Here is a 16,264-nt window from a genome sequence, read left to right as displayed (position 1 = left end):
TGAGCGGTCCGGCGGGCGGATGCGCGTGGCACGCTCGGAACGCGGGGCCGGAAACGGCGCGTGGCCGAACCGTAATCGGTTCGGCCACGCGGCGATTCAGGATTGATCAGTTTGCGGAACGGTTGCGGTTGCCCGCCGGAGCCGCCGGACGACCGGCGCGCCGCCGCGAATTCGTCGGCGTGTCGCCGCTCCGGGCGTGTCCGCCGGCGCCCGCGGGCTTGCGGGAACGGGACTCGCCGGTCGGACGGTCCCGGCGCGGCGCGCCCGAACCCCGGCTGTGCCCGCCCTCGGAAGCCGTTGCGCCACCGGGCCTTGCGCGGCGCGGACGACCCGAACCGTTCGAGGTCCGCGTCGGCTGTGCCGGTGCGGCGGGGGTGGCGAGCGCGATGCCGCTCGGCTTGCGGGCACCGGTGATGTCCACCAGCTTCCGGTCGCCGGGGCGGACCTCGATGCCGTCGGTCCGCACGCCCGCCTTGCGGGTCATCGCGGCCACGTCCTTGCGCTCCTCGTCGGTGACGAGGGTGACGACCACGCCGTCCTCCCCGGCGCGCGCGGTGCGGCCGGCGCGGTGCAGGTAGGCCTTGTGCTCGGCGGGCGGGTCGAAGTGCACGACCAGCGACACACCGTCGATGTGGATGCCGCGCGCGGCCACGTCGGTGGTGACCAGCACCGGCACCGACCCGTCGGCGAAGGCCGCCAGCGTGCGCACACGGTTGTTCTGTGCCTTGCCGCCGTGCAGCGAGCCTGCGTCGACACCGGCGCCGCGCAGCTGCTTGGCCAGGCGGTCGGCGCCGTGCTTGGTGCGCACGAACATGATGGTGAGGCCGTCGCGGGCAGCGATCTCGGTGGCGACGGTGCGCTTGATGTTCTTGTCGCGCACGAAGAACAGGTGGTGGGTCATGGTGCTCACCGACGCCTCGGCGGGCGCGGTGGAGTGGGTGACCGGGTTGCTCAGGTAGCGCTTCACGAGCTTGTCCACGTCACCGTCGAGGGTGGCCGAGAACAGCAGGCGCTGACCCTGCTTCGGGGTGCGGTCGAGCAGGCGGGTGACCTGGGGCAAAAAGCCCATGTCGGCCATGTGGTCGGCCTCGTCCAGGGCGGTGATCGCCACGTCGGACAGGTCGGCGTTGCGCTGCTTGATGAGGTCGTCGAGACGGCCGGGGGTGGCGATCAGCAGGTCGACACCGCGCGCGAGGCGGTCGGCCTGACGCTTGATCGGGGCACCACCGACGACGGAGGCGACGCGCAGGCCCAGCGAGCGAGCGGCCTCTTCGAGCGCCTTCTCGATCTGGGTGGCCAGCTCACGGGTCGGCACGAGCACCAGACCACGCGGGCGGCCCGGCTTGGACGGCGGGCCCTCGGCCAGACGGGTGAGGATCGGCAGGCCGAAGGCGAGGGTCTTGCCCGAGCCGGTGGGGCCGCGACCCAGCACGTCACGCCCGGCGAGCGCGTCACCGATGGTGGCGGCCTGGATGGGGAAGGGCTTGTCGATGCCGGAGTTGCGCAGTGCCTGAACCAGCGCCACGGGCAGGCCTAGTTCGGCGAAGGTTGGTTCGGTCGCGTCGGAGACAGCAGAGGTGGACAAAATGGCCTTTCGTTGGGCTGCGAATCGCGCTGGAAGATCACCGGCGCCGACTACCCGAAACACGCGAACGGCGTACGGGGTGCGGCCCAGCAGGAAGGACCGATCTCCCAGGATAGGCGTGATTGCGTTCGCGTGGGTAAACAACCTGGTCAGCGGTAACGGCGAGCGCCGGTCCGGCCAGGAGTGACCAGCAGGGTCCGGGGTGCGTGCGTCGCGCCCGGTTCGGGGTGGGTGATCGCCAGGTCAGCCGTGGAACAACCGGCTCAGTTCCTGCAGCCACGGCACCGCCACGGCGAGGGTGGGAACCACCAGAATCGCGGCGGATCCGAGGTAGGCGGCGGTGGCGATTCTCACGTCGCCGTTGGCGCCCGCGAGGCGCTGGATGCGGATGAGGGTGCTCGGACCGCCCGCGGCGAGCGCACCCTGCGGTGCGGTCGATTTCGCGCACGCCACCAGGGCGCGGGCGAGCGGTTTGGGGCCGGTGACCTTCACCGCGGAGTCGTCGGCGAGCAGTTCGATGAGCAGTTTCACCGAACCGAGCGCGGCCTTGCTGCGGACCACCCGGGGGAACGCCTCGTGGACGGCGGTGAACGCCTCGAGCACCAGGTCGTGGCGGGCTCGCAGATGCGAGCGCTCATGGCTCACGATCGCGGTGACCTCGGCGTCGTCGAGGCTGGTCAGGGTGCCTTCGCTGAGTACAACGCGCTGGCGGAGCCCGGGCAGGCAGTAGGCGATGGGTTCGGTCGCGGCGAGCACCCGGATGTCGGCGGCGCGGCGCACGGGCCCGCTCTGATCGAGCAGATCGACCAGCATGCGGTGCCGGGACCGGCGGCGCCGGGTGTGCACGCCGACGCGCACGATGGAGAACATCAGGCGCGCGCCGATCATCAGCGTCAGCGCGAACACGGTGACGTACACGAGCCACAGCGGCAGCCCGAGCGCGTCGATCTCCTTGGTGGGGGAGGTGGTGGGCCTACCGTCGGGGCCGGGAACGAGCAGCATGCTGGCGATGGCCAGCCCGGAACCGAAGGCGCTGAGCACAGCGGCCAGCGCGATGGCCTGCCACAACACGACCGCTGCCCGCGGACTGCGGTGCGGCCAGGTAGCACGGCTGAGCAACGCGGGAACCGGCCCTGCGAGTAGCAAGGCGAGACCTGCGAAGACTGCCGCGGTTGCGTTCATCGACTCTGCTCACTGCGTTGTGGGGCCAGGGGCGCTCACGTCGTTGTGAGAGCCGCCAGGGAGTCTAGCCGCTGTTTTCGTCGGATTCGAGCTTGGCCAGTGCCTCGCGCAGGGCGTCGGCCTCGTCCTTGCCGACCTGTTCCACGAAGTGCACCAGCGCCGCGGCGCGGCTGCCCGCCGCGTCGGCCTGCTGCAACGCGTCGACCATCAGGCTCGCGACCAGTTCGTCGCGGCTGTGAACCGGGGCGTACCGATGCGCGCGATCGTCGCGACGCTGCACAACCAAATCCTTTTTCGCCAGCCGCTGCAGCACGGTCATCACCGTGGTGTACGCGAGCTCGCGACGAGCCGCCAGTGCTTCGTGTACCTGCCGCACCGTGAGCGGTTCGTCGGCGGACCACAACTGGTCCATCACCGCTTTTTCGAGTTCGCCGAGACCTGCCATCCCTCCGATTTTACGGACTCAACGACAAAGATGCGTACTACAGATTGTCGTAACGGGGTGTTTGCTGGTGTGTCATTCGTCATACCCGGCCGCGCCGTGCACGTGACGCGTGCCGATCGGCACGACCATCGGCCGCCCCGAGACCGGATCGGTGAGCACCTTCGCGTCGAGTCCGAACACCTCGGCGAGCAGTTCCGCTGTGATGATGTCGGCCGGTTTTCCCTGCGCGACGATGCGGCCCGCCGCCATCACCACCAGGTCGTCGCTGTAGCGGATGGCGAGGTTGAGATCGTGCAGGACCATCACCACGGTGCGCCCGAATTCGGCGTGCAAGCGGTCGACCAGGTCGAGTACTTCCAGCGAGTGCGCGAGGTCGAGGTAGGTGGTCGGTTCGTCGAGCAGCAGGATGTCGGTGCCCTGGGCCAGCGCCATCGAGATCCAGGCGCGTTGCCGCTGTCCGCCGGACAGTTCGTCGAGCGTGCGGTCGGCCAGGTCGGCGATGCCGGTCTGGGCCAGGGCGGCGGCGACCTCTGTCTCGTCGTCGGCCGACCACTGGCGCAGCCAGGACTGATGCGGGTGACGGCCGCGCGCGACGAGATCGGCGACGGTGAGCCCTTCCGGCGCGACGGGGGTCTGCGGCAACATGCCGATCACCCGCGCGACGTCCTTGGTCTTCATCGTCGAGATCGCCTTGCCGTCGAGCACCACCTGACCTTCGCGCGGACGAAGCAACCGGCCGAGCGACTTGAGCAGCGTCGACTTGCCGCACCCGTTCGGCCCGATCACCGTGGTGACCACGCCGGGGGCGATGTCGAGACTGAGCCCGTCGACGATCACCCGCTCGCCGTAGCCGAGGGACACGGTGTCGGCGGCGAGGCGATGGGCGGGGCTGGTCATGAGAGCGTGGCCTTCCGGTTCATGCGGACGAGCAGGTAGAGCAGGAACGGCCCGCCGAGAGCGGCGGTGACGATACCGACCGGCAGGTCGACGGGCAGCAGTGCGCGCGAGATGATATCGGCCCCCGCCACCAGCGCGGCGCCGGTGAGCGCCGAGGCGATCAGCGGTTCGCCGGGCGTGCGCAACGCCATCCGGGCGATCTGCGGTGCCGCCAGCGCGACGAACCCGACGGGCCCGACCGCCGCGGTCGCCACCGAGGCGGCGACCACGGACGCACCGATCAGCAGCGCCTGCTGGGACTGGATCCGCACACCGAGCACCCGGGTCGACTCCTCGCCGAGGCGCAGCGCGGCCAGCGTGCGCGCCGAGACGAGCGCCACGACGGTGACCACGGTGAGCGCGATCGCGGCGGGCACGACACTTGACATGTCGGCCGCGTCGAGCGAGCCGTTGAGCCAGACCTGGGCGCGGGCGGCGTCGGTGAGGCTGGCGCGGGTGAGCAGCCAGCTGATCGCCGACATGAGTACCGCGTTCACGCCTATACCGATGAGCACGAGCCGGAAACCGGTGACACCGCGTTCGCCGCCACCACCGCGTCCCCACGCCAGCAGGTAGATGACGACGGCGGTGAGCAGACCGCCGGCCAGCGCCGCCAGCGGAGCACCGACCGTCGCGACGAGACCCGTTGTCGCCCCGCCACTTCCGACCAGCACGGCGACCGCGCCCACACTCGCACCGGTGGTGATACCGAGCACGTCCGGCCCCGCCAGCGGGTTGTGCAGGATCGACTGCATCAGCGCACCCGCAAGACCGAGGGCGGCACCGACCACCACGGCGGTGAGTGCCCGGGGGAGTCGCGATTCGAGCACGATGAACCGCTGCGATCGGGAGCCACCCCCGCCGAGGACATCGAGCACCCGGCTCAGCGGGACATAGGTGTCGCCGACGGCGATATCGACGCAGAACAGCACGAACACGGTCACGGCCAGCGCGACGACGAAACCGAACATCACCGGGCGCAGCACCAGCGACAGCGGGCCGACTCGCAAGGCCGGACGCACCTTGCGCAGATCGGTGGTCGTGTCGATGCCGGCGCTCACAGCGTCACCAGCTTCTTGCGGCGCACGAGGGCGATGAAGAACGGTGCGCCCAGCGCCGCCAGCATCACGCCGACCTGCAGTTCACCCGGCCGGGCGACGACCCGGCCGGTGATATCGGCCGCCAGCAGCAACAGTCCGCCCAGCAGGGCCGAGTAGGGGATCAGCCACCGGTTGTCGGGTCCGGTGACGATGCGAGCGATATGCGGGACCACCAGCCCGAGGAACGCGATCGGACCGACCGCCGCGGTGGCCGCACCGCTGAGCAGCACCACCGCGACCAGCCCGAACGCGCGCGCCCGGCCGATGTCGACACCGAGGCCGCGTGCCACGTCGTCGCCGAGACCGAGCAGGTTCAGGGCGGGGGCGGCGGCCAGGGCCATGCCGAGGCCGATCACGAGGAACGGCAGGACCTGCCAGAACACGTCGGCCTCGCGGCCGTTGACCGTGCCGACCACCCAGAACCGGTAGGTGTCGAGCGCCGCGTTGTCGAGCACGACGACGGCATTGGTCATCGCCTGCAGGAACGCGGTGACCGCCGCACCGGCGAGTACCAGGCTCAACGGGCTGGCCTTGCCGCCGCCGATCGAGGAGACGCCGAACACGATCAGTCCCGCGATCGCCGACCCGGCGAAGGCGAACCAGATGTACTGACTCGGCGCGGTGAAGCCGAACAGATAGATGCTGAGCGCCGCCAGGAAGCCGGCGCCCGCATTCAGTCCTAACAATCCGGCATCAGCTAGCGGATTCCGGGTATACCCCTGGATGAGCGCGCCCGCGACCCCCAGCGCCATTCCGGCGATGAGGGCCAACGCGGTGCGCGGGAGACGCAGCTCACGCACGATTTCCTCGGCGGTGGAGCGGGCCGGGCATCGGAACGGGCCGCCGTCGCAGCCGAGAGCGTGTGTGACGGCGTCGAACACCGTGGACGGTGCGAGCGAGCGGGTGCCGACGGCGATGCTGGCGACCACTGCCACGGTGAGCAGTACAGCGAGCAGGGCAAGCCCGGTCAGACGACGGCGTCTGACGGTGCCAGGGTGGATCACGGCGACGAACTTCTCCTGCCTCGAAACCGGACACGACTTGTGAAGTCTGGTAAGCCTAACCTATGTTCCGAGACATCATCGTCACGGGAACCAACCGTTCGAGGAGGTTCGATGCCCGAGCCCGTCACCACCACCACGACCCGCACCACCCTCGCGTTCGATCGCGCCTGTGCGCGGTTGCAAGCCCTGCAACCGGAGCATCCGCGGGTCTATGCCGTGGCGGCGATGGCCGGACAGGGGAAACGGCGATGGTGGCATGTCCCGAACGGGTTGTCCGAGGGCCGCGTCGAACTGATGTACCGCAGGCACGCCGCGGAGATGATCAACGACGAGATCGCCGCCGAGGTGGTGGCGACCGCGCTCATCCACGCCGTCGTCGGCCGGGTCACCGCGCTGTTCGTGATGTCGGCGCAGGCCTGGGATCCCGGGCGCGACAACCTCTGGATCCACCACGACAACGACGGCGGTATCGACTGGGCGGGCTTGTCCGACACCACTATTCGCGTCGTCGACGGTGACCCGGAGGCCGCCGAACCCGGCACCGTCGCACTGCCCTGCGAGGCGGCGATGGCGGTGTGGCTGGTGCAGCGCAGCGCGTCGTCGCTGATCCCATTGCAGTCGGTGCTCACCCGCTGCTCGGGTCTGCCCGCGCGCCGGTTCTGGCCGCTGGTCGGTGAATCCGTCGTCGGTGCGGCCACCTACGTGCCCGATCTGGCGCGCACCGATCCCGCCGCCGCGGCGCGTCGTGGCCAGCTGCTGCTCACCGCCTTCGAGGAGCGTGGTCTGCCCGTGCGGCGCAGCAGCGTGCTGCAACGCTGAGCGCGTCGCGCGCTTCACCGGCGCGGTCGCGGGTATAGGTTCCGCATGACCGTTGTCCTGAAGCGGGCTGTCACCACGCCGCTGCTGTACTTCTTCATCCTCGGCGACATTCTGGGCGCCGGCGTGTACGTGCTGGTCGGTTCGGTGGCCCGCGAGTCCGGTGGCGCCGTGTGGTTGCCGCTCGTCATCGCGCTGGTGCTGGCCACGCTCACCGCGGGTTCATATGCGGAACTCGCGACGAAGTTCCCGAGGGCGGGTGGGTCGGCGCACTATGTCACCCGGGCGTTCGGGCCCGCGGCCGGGTCGTTCGTCGGTTTCTGCATGCTCGCCGCCGGTGTGGTGTCGGTGGGTGCGCTGGCCAGGGCGTTCGCGGGGGACTATCTGCAGGCGCTGGTCTCGGTGCCGGTGGTCGTGGTGGTCGTGGTGTTTCTCGCGCTGCTCGCGGCACTCAACATTCGCGGCATCCGGGAGTCGTTGGGCGCCAACGTGGCCGCCACGCTGGTCGAGGTCGGCGGGTTGCTGCTCATCATCGGACTCGGCCTGTGGGTGATGCTGCGCGGTGACGCCGACCTGAGCCGCCTCACCCAGGTGGGCACCGCCGAACAGGGTGCGGTCGGGGCGGTGCTCGCGGGCTCGGTGCTGGCGTTCTATTCCTTCGTCGGCTTCGAGACCTCGGTGAATCTGGCCGAGGAGGTCAAGGATCCACGCCGGTCCTACCCAACGGCGCTGTTCGGCGCGCTGCTCACCGCCGGGGTGGTGTACGCGCTGATCGGTGTGGTCGCCAGTGCCGCAGTGCCCACCGAGAAGCTGGCGGAGTCGAGCGGACCACTGCTGGAGGTGGTGCGGGTGGCCGGGGAGGTGCCCGACTGGTTGTTCAGCGTGATCGCGCTGGTCGCGGTCGCCAACGGGGCCCTGCTCACCGGCATCATGTCCTCGCGGCTGGCGTACGGCATGGCCCGCGACGGCCTCCTGCCGTCCACGCTCGCCCGGATCCTGCCCGGCAGGCGCACACCCTGGGTGGCGATCCTGGCGACATCATCGGTGTCGTTGTTGCTGGCACTGACCGGCGAAGTCGATTCGCTGGCAGCGACATTGGTGCTGTTGCTGTTGTTCGTCTTCGGTTCCGTCGACGCGGCGGTGCTGGTGTTGCGCCGCGAACCGGGCGAACCGGGCCACTTCCGGATTCCGACCGTCGTGCCCCTGCTCGGCCTGGCGTCGTGCCTGTTCCTCTTCACCCGCATCGACGGTGAGGTGTGGGCGCGCGGGCTGATCCTCGTCGGTCTCGGCGCGGTGCTGGCCGTGGTGAACGCCGTTCGTGCCCGCGGTGGTGTGGATGCGGAAAAACGGGTAGAGCCAGCCGAGGACCCGCAGAGGAGGAAGCTCATGACCACACCACGCGACCGCGACGACGACACCGCCGAACCGAAAGGTGGACGACCTGGCCCCAGGGACGAGGGCAAGGACGGTGGCATGGCCACCCGCGAAGTCGCCCCCGATGTCGCCGAGACCGACGAGGGTGCGCAGGAACCGCCGGACTAGCCGACGGCACCCCGGGCGGTCACGGCGTCGGCGAGTCTGCGGAACGAGCTCAGTAACAGGTCGCCGTAGTGCTCGGGGTCCGGCATCATCACGGCGTTGGTTGTGACGGTGATGGCCAGTTCCGCGCCCTGCGAGGTGATGAGATGGCGCAGGCCGTCGCCGTCGTGGATCGGCAGCGCACCGAGCACGCGCACCAGTGGCCGTCCGGCGAACCGCAGGTCGTCGCGGACCGGTGGCACATTGCTGATCGTGGTGTTGCTCAACGGCACCGAGGTCGCCTCGTCGAACCGGCGCAGGGTGCGCGCCCAGCCCGCGGCTCGCAGCAGCAGTGCGGGCGCGGTCTCCACGCGCGACTCGGTGCGCAGGGTGGCCGGGTCGGCGGCGGTGGCCTTGGCCCGCTTCGCCGATTCCCCGATCGCGAGCAGTCGCCGCACCGGGTCGTCGATGTCGGTGTGCAGATCGACGAACATCTGGGTGAGCTGATTCACCGAATCCCACTGCGCCACACCGCGCATCGACATCGGGACCATGGCCGCGAGGGAGGCCTCGGGTGTCTCGTCGTACTCGGCCAGATACGCCGCGAGCGCACCCGACACGGTGGTCAGCATCAGGTCGTTGACGGTGACCCGGACCGGGCACGCGGCCTGTACGGCGCGGACCTCGGCCATCGGCAGGGTGACGACGTGCATGGTCAGCGGTGCGTGGATATCGCGGTTGAAGCGGGTCACGGGTTGCTGGGTCACCGCGCCGGCGTCGCCGGATGCCCGGGTCCGGGCCATGCCGAGGGCGAATCGTGCGGGAGCGGTGAGCGCAGTGGCGGCGGTCCGCACGGCCGCGCCGATCAGGTCGTCACCCCCGAGTTCGACCTCGGGGGCGGGCGCGTCGCCGAAGAGTTTCGCCTCGAGTTCGCGGGTCGCGACCCCGTCGCAGACGCTGTGGTGGAGTTTGAGCACCACCACCGTCGCCGTCCCGATCCCCGGCACCCCACGTACCCGGTCCAGGACATGGATCTCCCACGGCGGCTTGACGAGATCCATTCTCGCCGAGGCGAGTTCGGCGATTCGCGCCTGTGCGGCAGGCCAGCTACCCGGCGCGTCGAGGAAGACATGATCGGCCATATTCGCCACCGGAGCGGGCACCCAATACGGCAGATCGAGGTCGAAGGGGGTGCGGCGCAAGCGGCGGTGGAACAAGGGGGAGTGGCCGAGGCGAGCCCGCGCCCACTCGCGAACCTCGCTCGTGGTCAGGGGCGCGTTGCGGTCGTCGGCGAAGCAGTAGATCGCGACGATGTGGGAGAGGTGCCGGTCGGTCTCGTCGTAGACGAAGACCGCGTCGCGCGGTGCCAACCGCCCGGGGCGTACCCGCAGGATGTTCACAGGCCGAGCGCCGTCGCCATCATCGGCCAGGAAGCGTGCAGATCGTCTTCCCAATAACCCCACGAATGAGTTCCGGTCGCGCGCATATTGTAGGTGATATTCGTACGACCGAGTTCGCGTGTCCGCTGGGCCATTTGCGCGGTGCAATACATGGTCGCCGCTTCGATTCCGCCGCCGACGAGCATTTGATTCTGCAGAATGGACGCGGGGTTTTTTCCTTCGACATGTACCCGCGGATTCGCGAGGGTGTCGTGCACGCCCGGCAATCCACTTCCGGCGGCGATATAGATCGGGATATCGGGCAGCCGATGCGCTTGCACATACGGGTCGTGCTCGCGCCAGGCGGCATCGCCTGCGGGCCCCCACATATTCTCCACCTTGCCGCCGCCGAGGCGGACCACCAGCGAGACGAACTCACGGCCGACCGGGTCGCTCGTCATCGCGCAGCCGCTGTAGGAGGCGACGCTCCGGTAGAGCTGCGGGGCCTGGATGGCCAGGTCGAGCACCGAACTGCCCGCCATCGAGATGCCCGCGAGCGAGTTCACGCCCGTGGTGCCGAAGGCCGCGTCGATCACGGGCGGCAACTCCTGGGTGAGGAAGGTCGTCCACTTGTTGACGCCGTTGTTCTTCAGGTTCTTCGCCAGTCCTGGATCGGGCTGCTGCCAGTCGGTGTAGTAGCTGAACGCGCCTTCCATCGGCATCACGACATTGACGTGCTTGCCGGCGAAGAACTCGGCCGCATTCGTCTGACCTGCCCAGTTGGCCGAATCCTCGCCGCCGCCCGCACCGTTGAGCAGATACAGCGTCGGGGCGGGAGTCGCGGTGTCGGCGGGGCGGAGCACGCGCAGCGCGATGGTGCGATCCATCGACGGCGAATAGACGCTGATCTCGGCGGTCTGGCCGGTCTGACCGCGGCTCACCAGATGGGCGCCGGGCGCGGCGGTCGCCCCCGGGCCGTCGGCGAGCACGGGAGCGGTGGCCAGGGCGGCGGCACAGGCCGCGGCGAGGATGGTGCGGAATGCGGGTGTGTTCATCGGTGGTACGAGCCTGCTGACTTCTCGAAGAGCGACCGGGGGCCGGCCGGTGGGCCGGCCCCCGTGACAAAGCTGAGGGCTACTTGCCGGGCGTCGGCGTGCCGCCGCTCGCCGAGATGAGCGCCTGCACGAAGGGCAACGCCGCATTGCTGAGGCTGCCGGCGCCGGTCTCCAGCAGTTCGTAGAGGGATCCCATGTGTTTCTCCTGGTGGTGATGGGTGAATCAGGCTCGCGTCACGGGCGAGCCGGGTGACCGGACGGCCGGATTACGGGAAGAAGGCTTCCACCGAACCGAGGAAGACGGCCAGCAGACCGTCGCCTTCGGCAGCCGAACCGAGTCCCGCGATGGCCGCGGTCAGAAGCTCACTCAACGAGCCCATGTATCTCTCCTTGCGTTGTGGCCACACCAGGCTTCGATGTGACGCCGGTAACGTAACCCGCTACTGCAGGTGTGGCAACCCGATGTTTCACTCCGCTCGAACTGTTCATATTTTTCTTCCGTGCGGAATCAACTTGGGGATTGCCGACGGGGTGCGCCGGTACTAGGTGTGACCTGTGGTTACTGCGACTGTCTGGCACAGTTATCGGCCGTTTGGCAGTGAACACTGATGTACGCGGAAAGGGCGTCAAGGGGGCTTTTTCTGCTGTGAACTGCGGTGGTGTGCTGAGCTTCGGTGTGGCGCCTGTGAGCGTTGCCGAGCGGGGTGTGCGGTGCTGGATGCCGTGTCGGGCCGGGGTGAGATGCGGTGCGGGTGCGTCGAACGGGTGTTGCCAGGTGGACGCACAAGCCCCTGCTTTCAGGGTTATGCCTCGGCGCGATCGCTCCCGGCGGCGTTCTCCGGCCGTTGAGTCGTTATGTCTTTCAGCTATTGCAAGGTAACTCGCGCTGGTGTTGTGAACGGGCAGGAGGGGCTCGTCGGCCCGCTCCCGACCCGCTCGCCTGATCGCTACTTACCCGGTGACGGCGTGCCGCCACTGGCCGTGATCAGTGCCTGGACGAAGGGCAGCGCGCCTTCGCTGAGGCTGGCCGCGCCGGTCTGCAGCAGTTCATAGAGAGATCCCATGGTGTTCTCCTTTCAGGAATGGGTGATCGATTACGGGAAGAAGGCTTCGACGGAGCCGAGGAACACGGCGAGCAAACCGTCCCCTTCGGCGGCGGAACCCAGTCCCGCAATTCCTGCCATCATCAATTCGGTGAGTGAACCCATATCAGTTCTCCTTGCGGCATTTTCGGATCTGCATCAGCGGCGGTCGCCCGTCGTGATGCCGGTAACGTAGCCGCTGCCCATTTCCCGTCATCCGATTTTTAGCGGATCCGGACAATTCGTCCCGAATTCTTTCCGACGGAAAGTATCTCGCCGGATTGGCGAACGTCACTACCGCTGATGCCGTGACCTGTGGCGACGCACAAGGCTTGTCACGCGTCGCCCTTCCGTCGGTGAGCCACGTCAATCCCCCTGTCCGCCACCGGGGATGGGCAGCAGCACCCGTCCGCCGGTGGCCGGGCATTCGGCGCGGCCGGTGACGAGCATCAGCAACTCCACAGCAGTGCCCGTGACCACCGTCCCCGACCCCGCTGTCCACCCGGTGTCGGTCGCGCACAACTGGTATCCGGCGAGCCGCTCGGGCGCGTGGAACGGCGCACCCATCGCCCATACCCGCTCCAGCGACCACTGTGCGGGCTCCGTCGGCGCGACCCGCTCGATGCCGAGCGGCACGGCGATGTCCTGCCCGTGTACGAGCAGGTCCATCAACCGGTCGAGCGGCGTCGTGCCGATCGGCGTCGCGCGCGACCCGATCGTTTCCCGCAACTGCGCGAGCAGTCCCGCAGTGGTCGTGCGGTCGGCGTACCGAACGGCACTGTCGTGGATGAGCCGATCGATGTTTCCCCGCGCCCGAACCAGCTCCACCACAATCGTCCCGAGCGTGAACCGGGTCGCGAGCACCAGATGGGCAACCACGTCGCGAATGCGCCATCCCGCGCACAACGACGCTGCGTCCCAGTCGGATTCGTCGAGCCCGTCCAGCAGCTCGACCAGTGTGGTGCGCTCCTCGGCCACGCGCCGCCAGACGGTATCCGCGCTCGGTCGTTCGATTGTCATCATGTCTCCTTCGGTCGATGTCGTCGGTACCGTAGGAGCTCCACCGAGGTGGAGGTGCCAGCGACTGTGACCCACAACACACGTCTGACGATCGGTGAACTCGCCGCGAGAACCGGCGTCGCAGTGCGCACCATCCGCTACTACTGCGACGAAGGGTTGCTGGCTGCCGAGCGCACGTCGACCGGCCATCGGACATTCGGCCCGGACGCGGTCGACCGCCTGAGCCTGCTGCGCCGCCTGCGTGCGCTGGGAATCGGCTTAACCGCCATCGCCGACGTCCTCGCGGGTAGCCGCGCCCTGGCGGAGGTGATCGCCGCCGAGCGCGAAGCTGTTGCCGGTGAACTCGCCGCACTGCGGCGACGCGAGGCGTTGCTGACCGCGGTGACTGCCGGTGAGGTCGGGGTCGGGGTGAACCTGGTTGCGGCCGTTGCCGATCCGGCTGCCGCGCACGACGTGCTCGTCGGCTTCTGGCGGCACCAGCTCGCCCCGCTGCCCGCACCCGTGCTGCACGACTTCATCGATATGAACCTGCCGGGTCCGCCGGTCGATGCCGACCCGGAGTTCCTACTGACCTACGCCGAACTCGTGGCGGCGGTGCGTGATCCACGGCTCGACGCGGCGATGTTCGACATCGTCCGGCACAGCGCCGTTCCTGGAGTGCACGACGAAAAAGGCCTGCTGCTGTCCGTCGCGCAGGCGTGTCTCTCGGCGGCCCCGCTTGTCGCGATCGGCGAACAACCTCGGCCCGGTGCCGAACTCGATCATTACGTTCACGCCCATGCCACCGCTCGCGCCGAGCGAGACACCCCGGAATTCCGTAAGCGATTGGCCCTCGGCGCCGCCGACCAGCGCGTCCGCCGCTACTGGCATCTCACCACGGCCCTGACGGGTGAGCCGGTCACCTCCGGCGCCGCGCACCTGTGGCTCTTCGATGCGCTGACCGTCTCGGTCACGCAATCGGGAGGCTGAACCGCCAGGGACGAACGAGGGGAGGCCACCAGGGTGGCCTCCCCTCGGGGGACGATCAGGGAACCACTTCGACGATGTCGCCGGGCTCGAGCCATTCGTAGTGCGCCTTGGCGCCGTCGGGGGTCAGGCGGATGCAGCCGTGGGACTGCTCCTCGGTGGGTCCGATGTGGTAGGCGATGTCGCCGTTGAAGAAGATCGCGTATTCCATGGGGGCGTTGTGCAGGGTGCTCCAGTGGAACGGCTTCTTGAACGCCACCTTGAACGTGCCCGGCGGGGTCTCGTAGCCGGGGCGGCCGTGCGACATCGGGGTGGGACCGTAGGTCACCTTGCCGTTGTCCATCAGCCACGCGTTGTTGGTGGACAGCTGCAGGCACGCGCGGGCCTTCTCGCTGCACGGCGCCACCACCGGTTCCGGTTCGGGCGCGGGAACGATGGCGGGCACGCCGGGGATATCGGGCCCACCCGGCCACAGTGGTTCGGCCTGCACGGGTGCGGCGAGCGCGGTACCCACCACCGCCGCACACATCGCCGCGCTCGCGGCCCACCGGGGAATACGACTACTACTCACGAAATCTTGCCTCTCTCGCCGCGCCCACCCCTGGTCTTCGTACGCCCAGAACATGAGCTTTCACCATCGACACAAGCCTCGGAACATAGAGGTGTGAACGATCATGGAGTATTGCGATTGTGTTGAGCAAGCCCTGGATATCGCTACCGGCGCGTCGCATTCCGGCAGCCACTTGACCACTTAGGTAAGCCTGACCTATGCTCATCGTGGCGTATGGATGAGCCGGTGGTCCCGAGGGCTGCGGTCGACCCCCTCGTTCCTGCCGCGGCGGGCTCCGTTCTCGTAACGGGGTCCGCCGCTTCGTTTTCCCGGTGGCGACGCCGGATTTCTGATGGTGTAAACCGGACGGTATGAGCGAAAACCCCCTGTCGTGGGCTGATATCACGCCCGAGCTGATGACCAAGATGAGCGAAGGCACCTTCACCGACCTCATCGGCATGCGCTTCACCGAGGTCTCCGCCGACCGCGTGCGCGGCGAATGGGAAGTGCGTCCCCAGCTGCACCAGCCCGCGGGCATCCAGAACGGCGGCGTCTATTGCACGGTGATCGAAACCCTCGCCAGCGTCGGCGGCAGTGTCTGGTTCGGTGAGCGCGGTCAGGTGGTCGGCGTCAACAACAACACCGACTTCCTCCGCGCCGTGCGCGAGGGCACCCTCACCGCCGAGGCCACCCCGATCCACCGCGGCCGCAGCCAGCAGCTGTGGGTCGTGGTGATCACCGACGCCGAGGGTCGCATGGTCGCTCGCGGACAGGTCCGCCTGCAGAACCTGGCGGCTTGATCTCGTTCCCCTGTGATGATTCGCCCGCCGCCGGGGTCGAGCGCGTCGGCGGCGAGAGCGCCGATCTCGGCGCTTCGTTAACTTCTCGTTAATCGAGCCGGGCTCGTCCCAGGTCACGGCGTCGGTGGGCGACCCGTCGTGGCTCGCACGTGCCAGAATGTCGCTCACCGACCACGATCCGCCGAGGAGAACCCCGATGCGACTGTCGCCGCACGAGCAGGAACGGCTGCTGCTGAGTTACGCGGCCGAGCTGGCGCGGCGCAGGCAGGCCAGGGGGCTCAAACTCAACCATCCCGAGGCGGTCGCACTCATCACCGACCATGTGCTCGAGGGCGCGCGGGACGGGCGGACCGTCGCGGAACTGATGTCCTCGGGGCGCCAGGTACTCACCAGGGACGACGTGATGGTCGGCGTGCCGGAGATGATCCACGACGTTCAGGTCGAGGCGACCTTCCCGGACGGGACCAAACTCGTCACCGTGCACCACCCGATCGGATGAGACCATGATTCCCGGCGAATACCTGTGTGCCGAGGGCACGATCGAACTGAACGCGGGCGCGACGCGCGTGGAACTGGACGTGGTCAATACCGGTGACCGTCCCGTGCAGGTGGGCAGTCACGTCCACTTCCCGCAAGCCAACGCCGCGCTCGACTTCGACCGATCCGCCGCCCGCGGGCACCGCCTCGATATTCCGGCGGGCACGGCTGTTCGCTTCGAACCGGGCCTGCCGCAACGGGTTTCGCTCGTTCCGCTCGGTGGCACCCGCGAGGTCTACGGCATCAACGCCGACGCACCCGGCCGTCTCGATGGCTGAGCGCAACCGAA

16 protein-coding genes are annotated in these 16,264 nt (G+C 68.6%); 6 read left to right on the top strand and 10 right to left on the bottom strand.

Features of this window, described 5'->3' with window-relative positions; genetic code table 11:
* Positions 1-106: 106 nt before the first annotated feature.
* The 6 genes from NCO8_RS02055 to NCO8_RS02030 form a co-directional block, all read right to left on the bottom strand.
* Entirely contained in the window at positions 107-1,585 is a 1,479-nt protein-coding gene (locus NCO8_RS02055) for a DEAD/DEAH box helicase (RefSeq protein WP_210740579.1), read from the bottom strand.
* A 243-nt stretch (positions 1,586-1,828) separates the two neighbouring features.
* The gene (locus NCO8_RS02050; RefSeq protein WP_067491898.1) at positions 1,829-2,767 is read right to left on the bottom strand and encodes a M56 family metallopeptidase; all 939 of its coding nucleotides are present in this window, start codon (positions 2,765-2,767) and stop codon (positions 1,829-1,831) included.
* Positions 2,768-2,831: 64 nt separating this feature from the next.
* Positions 2,832-3,221, bottom strand: coding sequence for a BlaI/MecI/CopY family transcriptional regulator (locus NCO8_RS02045; protein WP_279537543.1), 390 nt, complete (start codon positions 3,219-3,221; stop codon positions 2,832-2,834).
* Between the two features lie 63 nt (positions 3,222-3,284).
* Positions 3,285-4,109 carry an ABC transporter ATP-binding protein gene (locus tag NCO8_RS02040; RefSeq protein ID WP_067635918.1) on the bottom strand — a complete coding sequence of 275 codons (825 nt, stop codon included), beginning with the start codon at positions 4,107-4,109 and terminating at the stop codon, positions 3,285-3,287.
* Complete coding sequence (locus NCO8_RS02035; protein WP_245655234.1) at positions 4,106-5,119, bottom strand: FecCD family ABC transporter permease; 1,014 nt, start codon at positions 5,117-5,119, stop codon at positions 4,106-4,108. The genes NCO8_RS02040 and NCO8_RS02035 overlap by 4 nt, the downstream gene beginning before the upstream one ends.
* 86 nt (positions 5,120-5,205) lie before the next feature.
* Positions 5,206-6,252 (bottom strand): FecCD family ABC transporter permease, encoded by a 1,047-nt coding sequence (locus NCO8_RS02030; RefSeq protein ID WP_067635914.1) that lies wholly within the window; start codon positions 6,250-6,252, stop codon positions 5,206-5,208.
* Positions 6,253-6,363: 111 nt separating this feature from the next.
* Between NCO8_RS02030 and NCO8_RS02025 the strand changes: the two genes are divergently transcribed.
* A complete protein-coding gene (locus NCO8_RS02025) occupies positions 6,364-7,071 on the top strand; it encodes a hypothetical protein (protein WP_067635912.1) in 708 nt (235 codons plus the stop codon).
* 45 nt (positions 7,072-7,116) lie between these two features.
* Positions 7,117-8,610, top strand: coding sequence for an APC family permease (locus NCO8_RS02020; protein WP_084456375.1), 1,494 nt, complete (start codon positions 7,117-7,119; stop codon positions 8,608-8,610).
* Here the strand turns inward: NCO8_RS02020 and NCO8_RS02015 are convergent.
* From NCO8_RS02015 to NCO8_RS02005, 3 genes are all read right to left on the bottom strand, one after another.
* Positions 8,607-9,986 (bottom strand): wax ester/triacylglycerol synthase family O-acyltransferase, encoded by a 1,380-nt coding sequence (locus tag NCO8_RS02015; protein WP_067635910.1) that lies wholly within the window; start codon positions 9,984-9,986, stop codon positions 8,607-8,609. The genes NCO8_RS02020 and NCO8_RS02015 overlap by 4 nt on opposite strands.
* The gene (locus NCO8_RS02010; RefSeq protein WP_067635909.1) at positions 9,983-11,020 is read right to left on the bottom strand and encodes an alpha/beta hydrolase; all 1,038 of its coding nucleotides are present in this window, start codon (positions 11,018-11,020) and stop codon (positions 9,983-9,985) included. Before NCO8_RS02010 ends, NCO8_RS02015 begins: the two co-directional genes overlap by 4 nt.
* Before the next feature lie 1,448 nt (positions 11,021-12,468).
* Positions 12,469-13,122 (bottom strand): maleylpyruvate isomerase family mycothiol-dependent enzyme, encoded by a 654-nt coding sequence (locus NCO8_RS02005; protein WP_084456536.1) that lies wholly within the window; start codon positions 13,120-13,122, stop codon positions 12,469-12,471.
* Between the two features lie 66 nt (positions 13,123-13,188).
* Between NCO8_RS02005 and NCO8_RS02000 the strand changes: the two genes are divergently transcribed.
* Positions 13,189-14,091, top strand: coding sequence for a MerR family transcriptional regulator (locus tag NCO8_RS02000; RefSeq protein WP_157104746.1), 903 nt, complete (start codon positions 13,189-13,191; stop codon positions 14,089-14,091).
* A 55-nt stretch (positions 14,092-14,146) separates the two neighbouring features.
* Here the strand turns inward: NCO8_RS02000 and NCO8_RS01995 are convergent, their stop codons facing one another.
* Positions 14,147-14,659 (bottom strand): L,D-transpeptidase, encoded by a 513-nt coding sequence (locus NCO8_RS01995; RefSeq protein WP_245655205.1) that lies wholly within the window; start codon positions 14,657-14,659, stop codon positions 14,147-14,149.
* A gap of 395 nt (positions 14,660-15,054) precedes the next feature.
* Between NCO8_RS01995 and NCO8_RS01990 the strand changes: the two genes are divergently transcribed.
* The 3 genes from NCO8_RS01990 to NCO8_RS01980 all read left to right on the top strand — a co-directional run bounded on the left by NCO8_RS01990 (position 15,055) and on the right by NCO8_RS01980 (position 16,253).
* Positions 15,055-15,438, top strand: a complete 384-nt coding sequence (locus NCO8_RS01990; protein ID WP_067636562.1) for a PaaI family thioesterase — start codon at positions 15,055-15,057, stop codon at positions 15,436-15,438.
* Between the two features lie 196 nt (positions 15,439-15,634).
* The gene (locus NCO8_RS01985; RefSeq protein ID WP_067491980.1) at positions 15,635-15,937 is read left to right on the top strand and encodes an urease subunit gamma; all 303 of its coding nucleotides are present in this window, start codon (positions 15,635-15,637) and stop codon (positions 15,935-15,937) included.
* 4 nt (positions 15,938-15,941) lie between these two features.
* Positions 15,942-16,253, top strand: a complete 312-nt coding sequence (locus NCO8_RS01980; protein ID WP_067635907.1) for an urease subunit beta — start codon at positions 15,942-15,944, stop codon at positions 16,251-16,253.
* The last annotated feature ends 11 nt before the right edge of the window (positions 16,254-16,264 follow it).

Origin of the sequence: Nocardia coubleae NBRC 108252, assembly GCF_001612805.1 — a bacterium.
GTDB classification, from domain to species: domain Bacteria; phylum Actinomycetota; class Actinomycetes; order Mycobacteriales; family Mycobacteriaceae; genus Nocardia; species Nocardia coubleae.
This window is presented reverse-complemented; position numbering and strand designations above follow the sequence as displayed.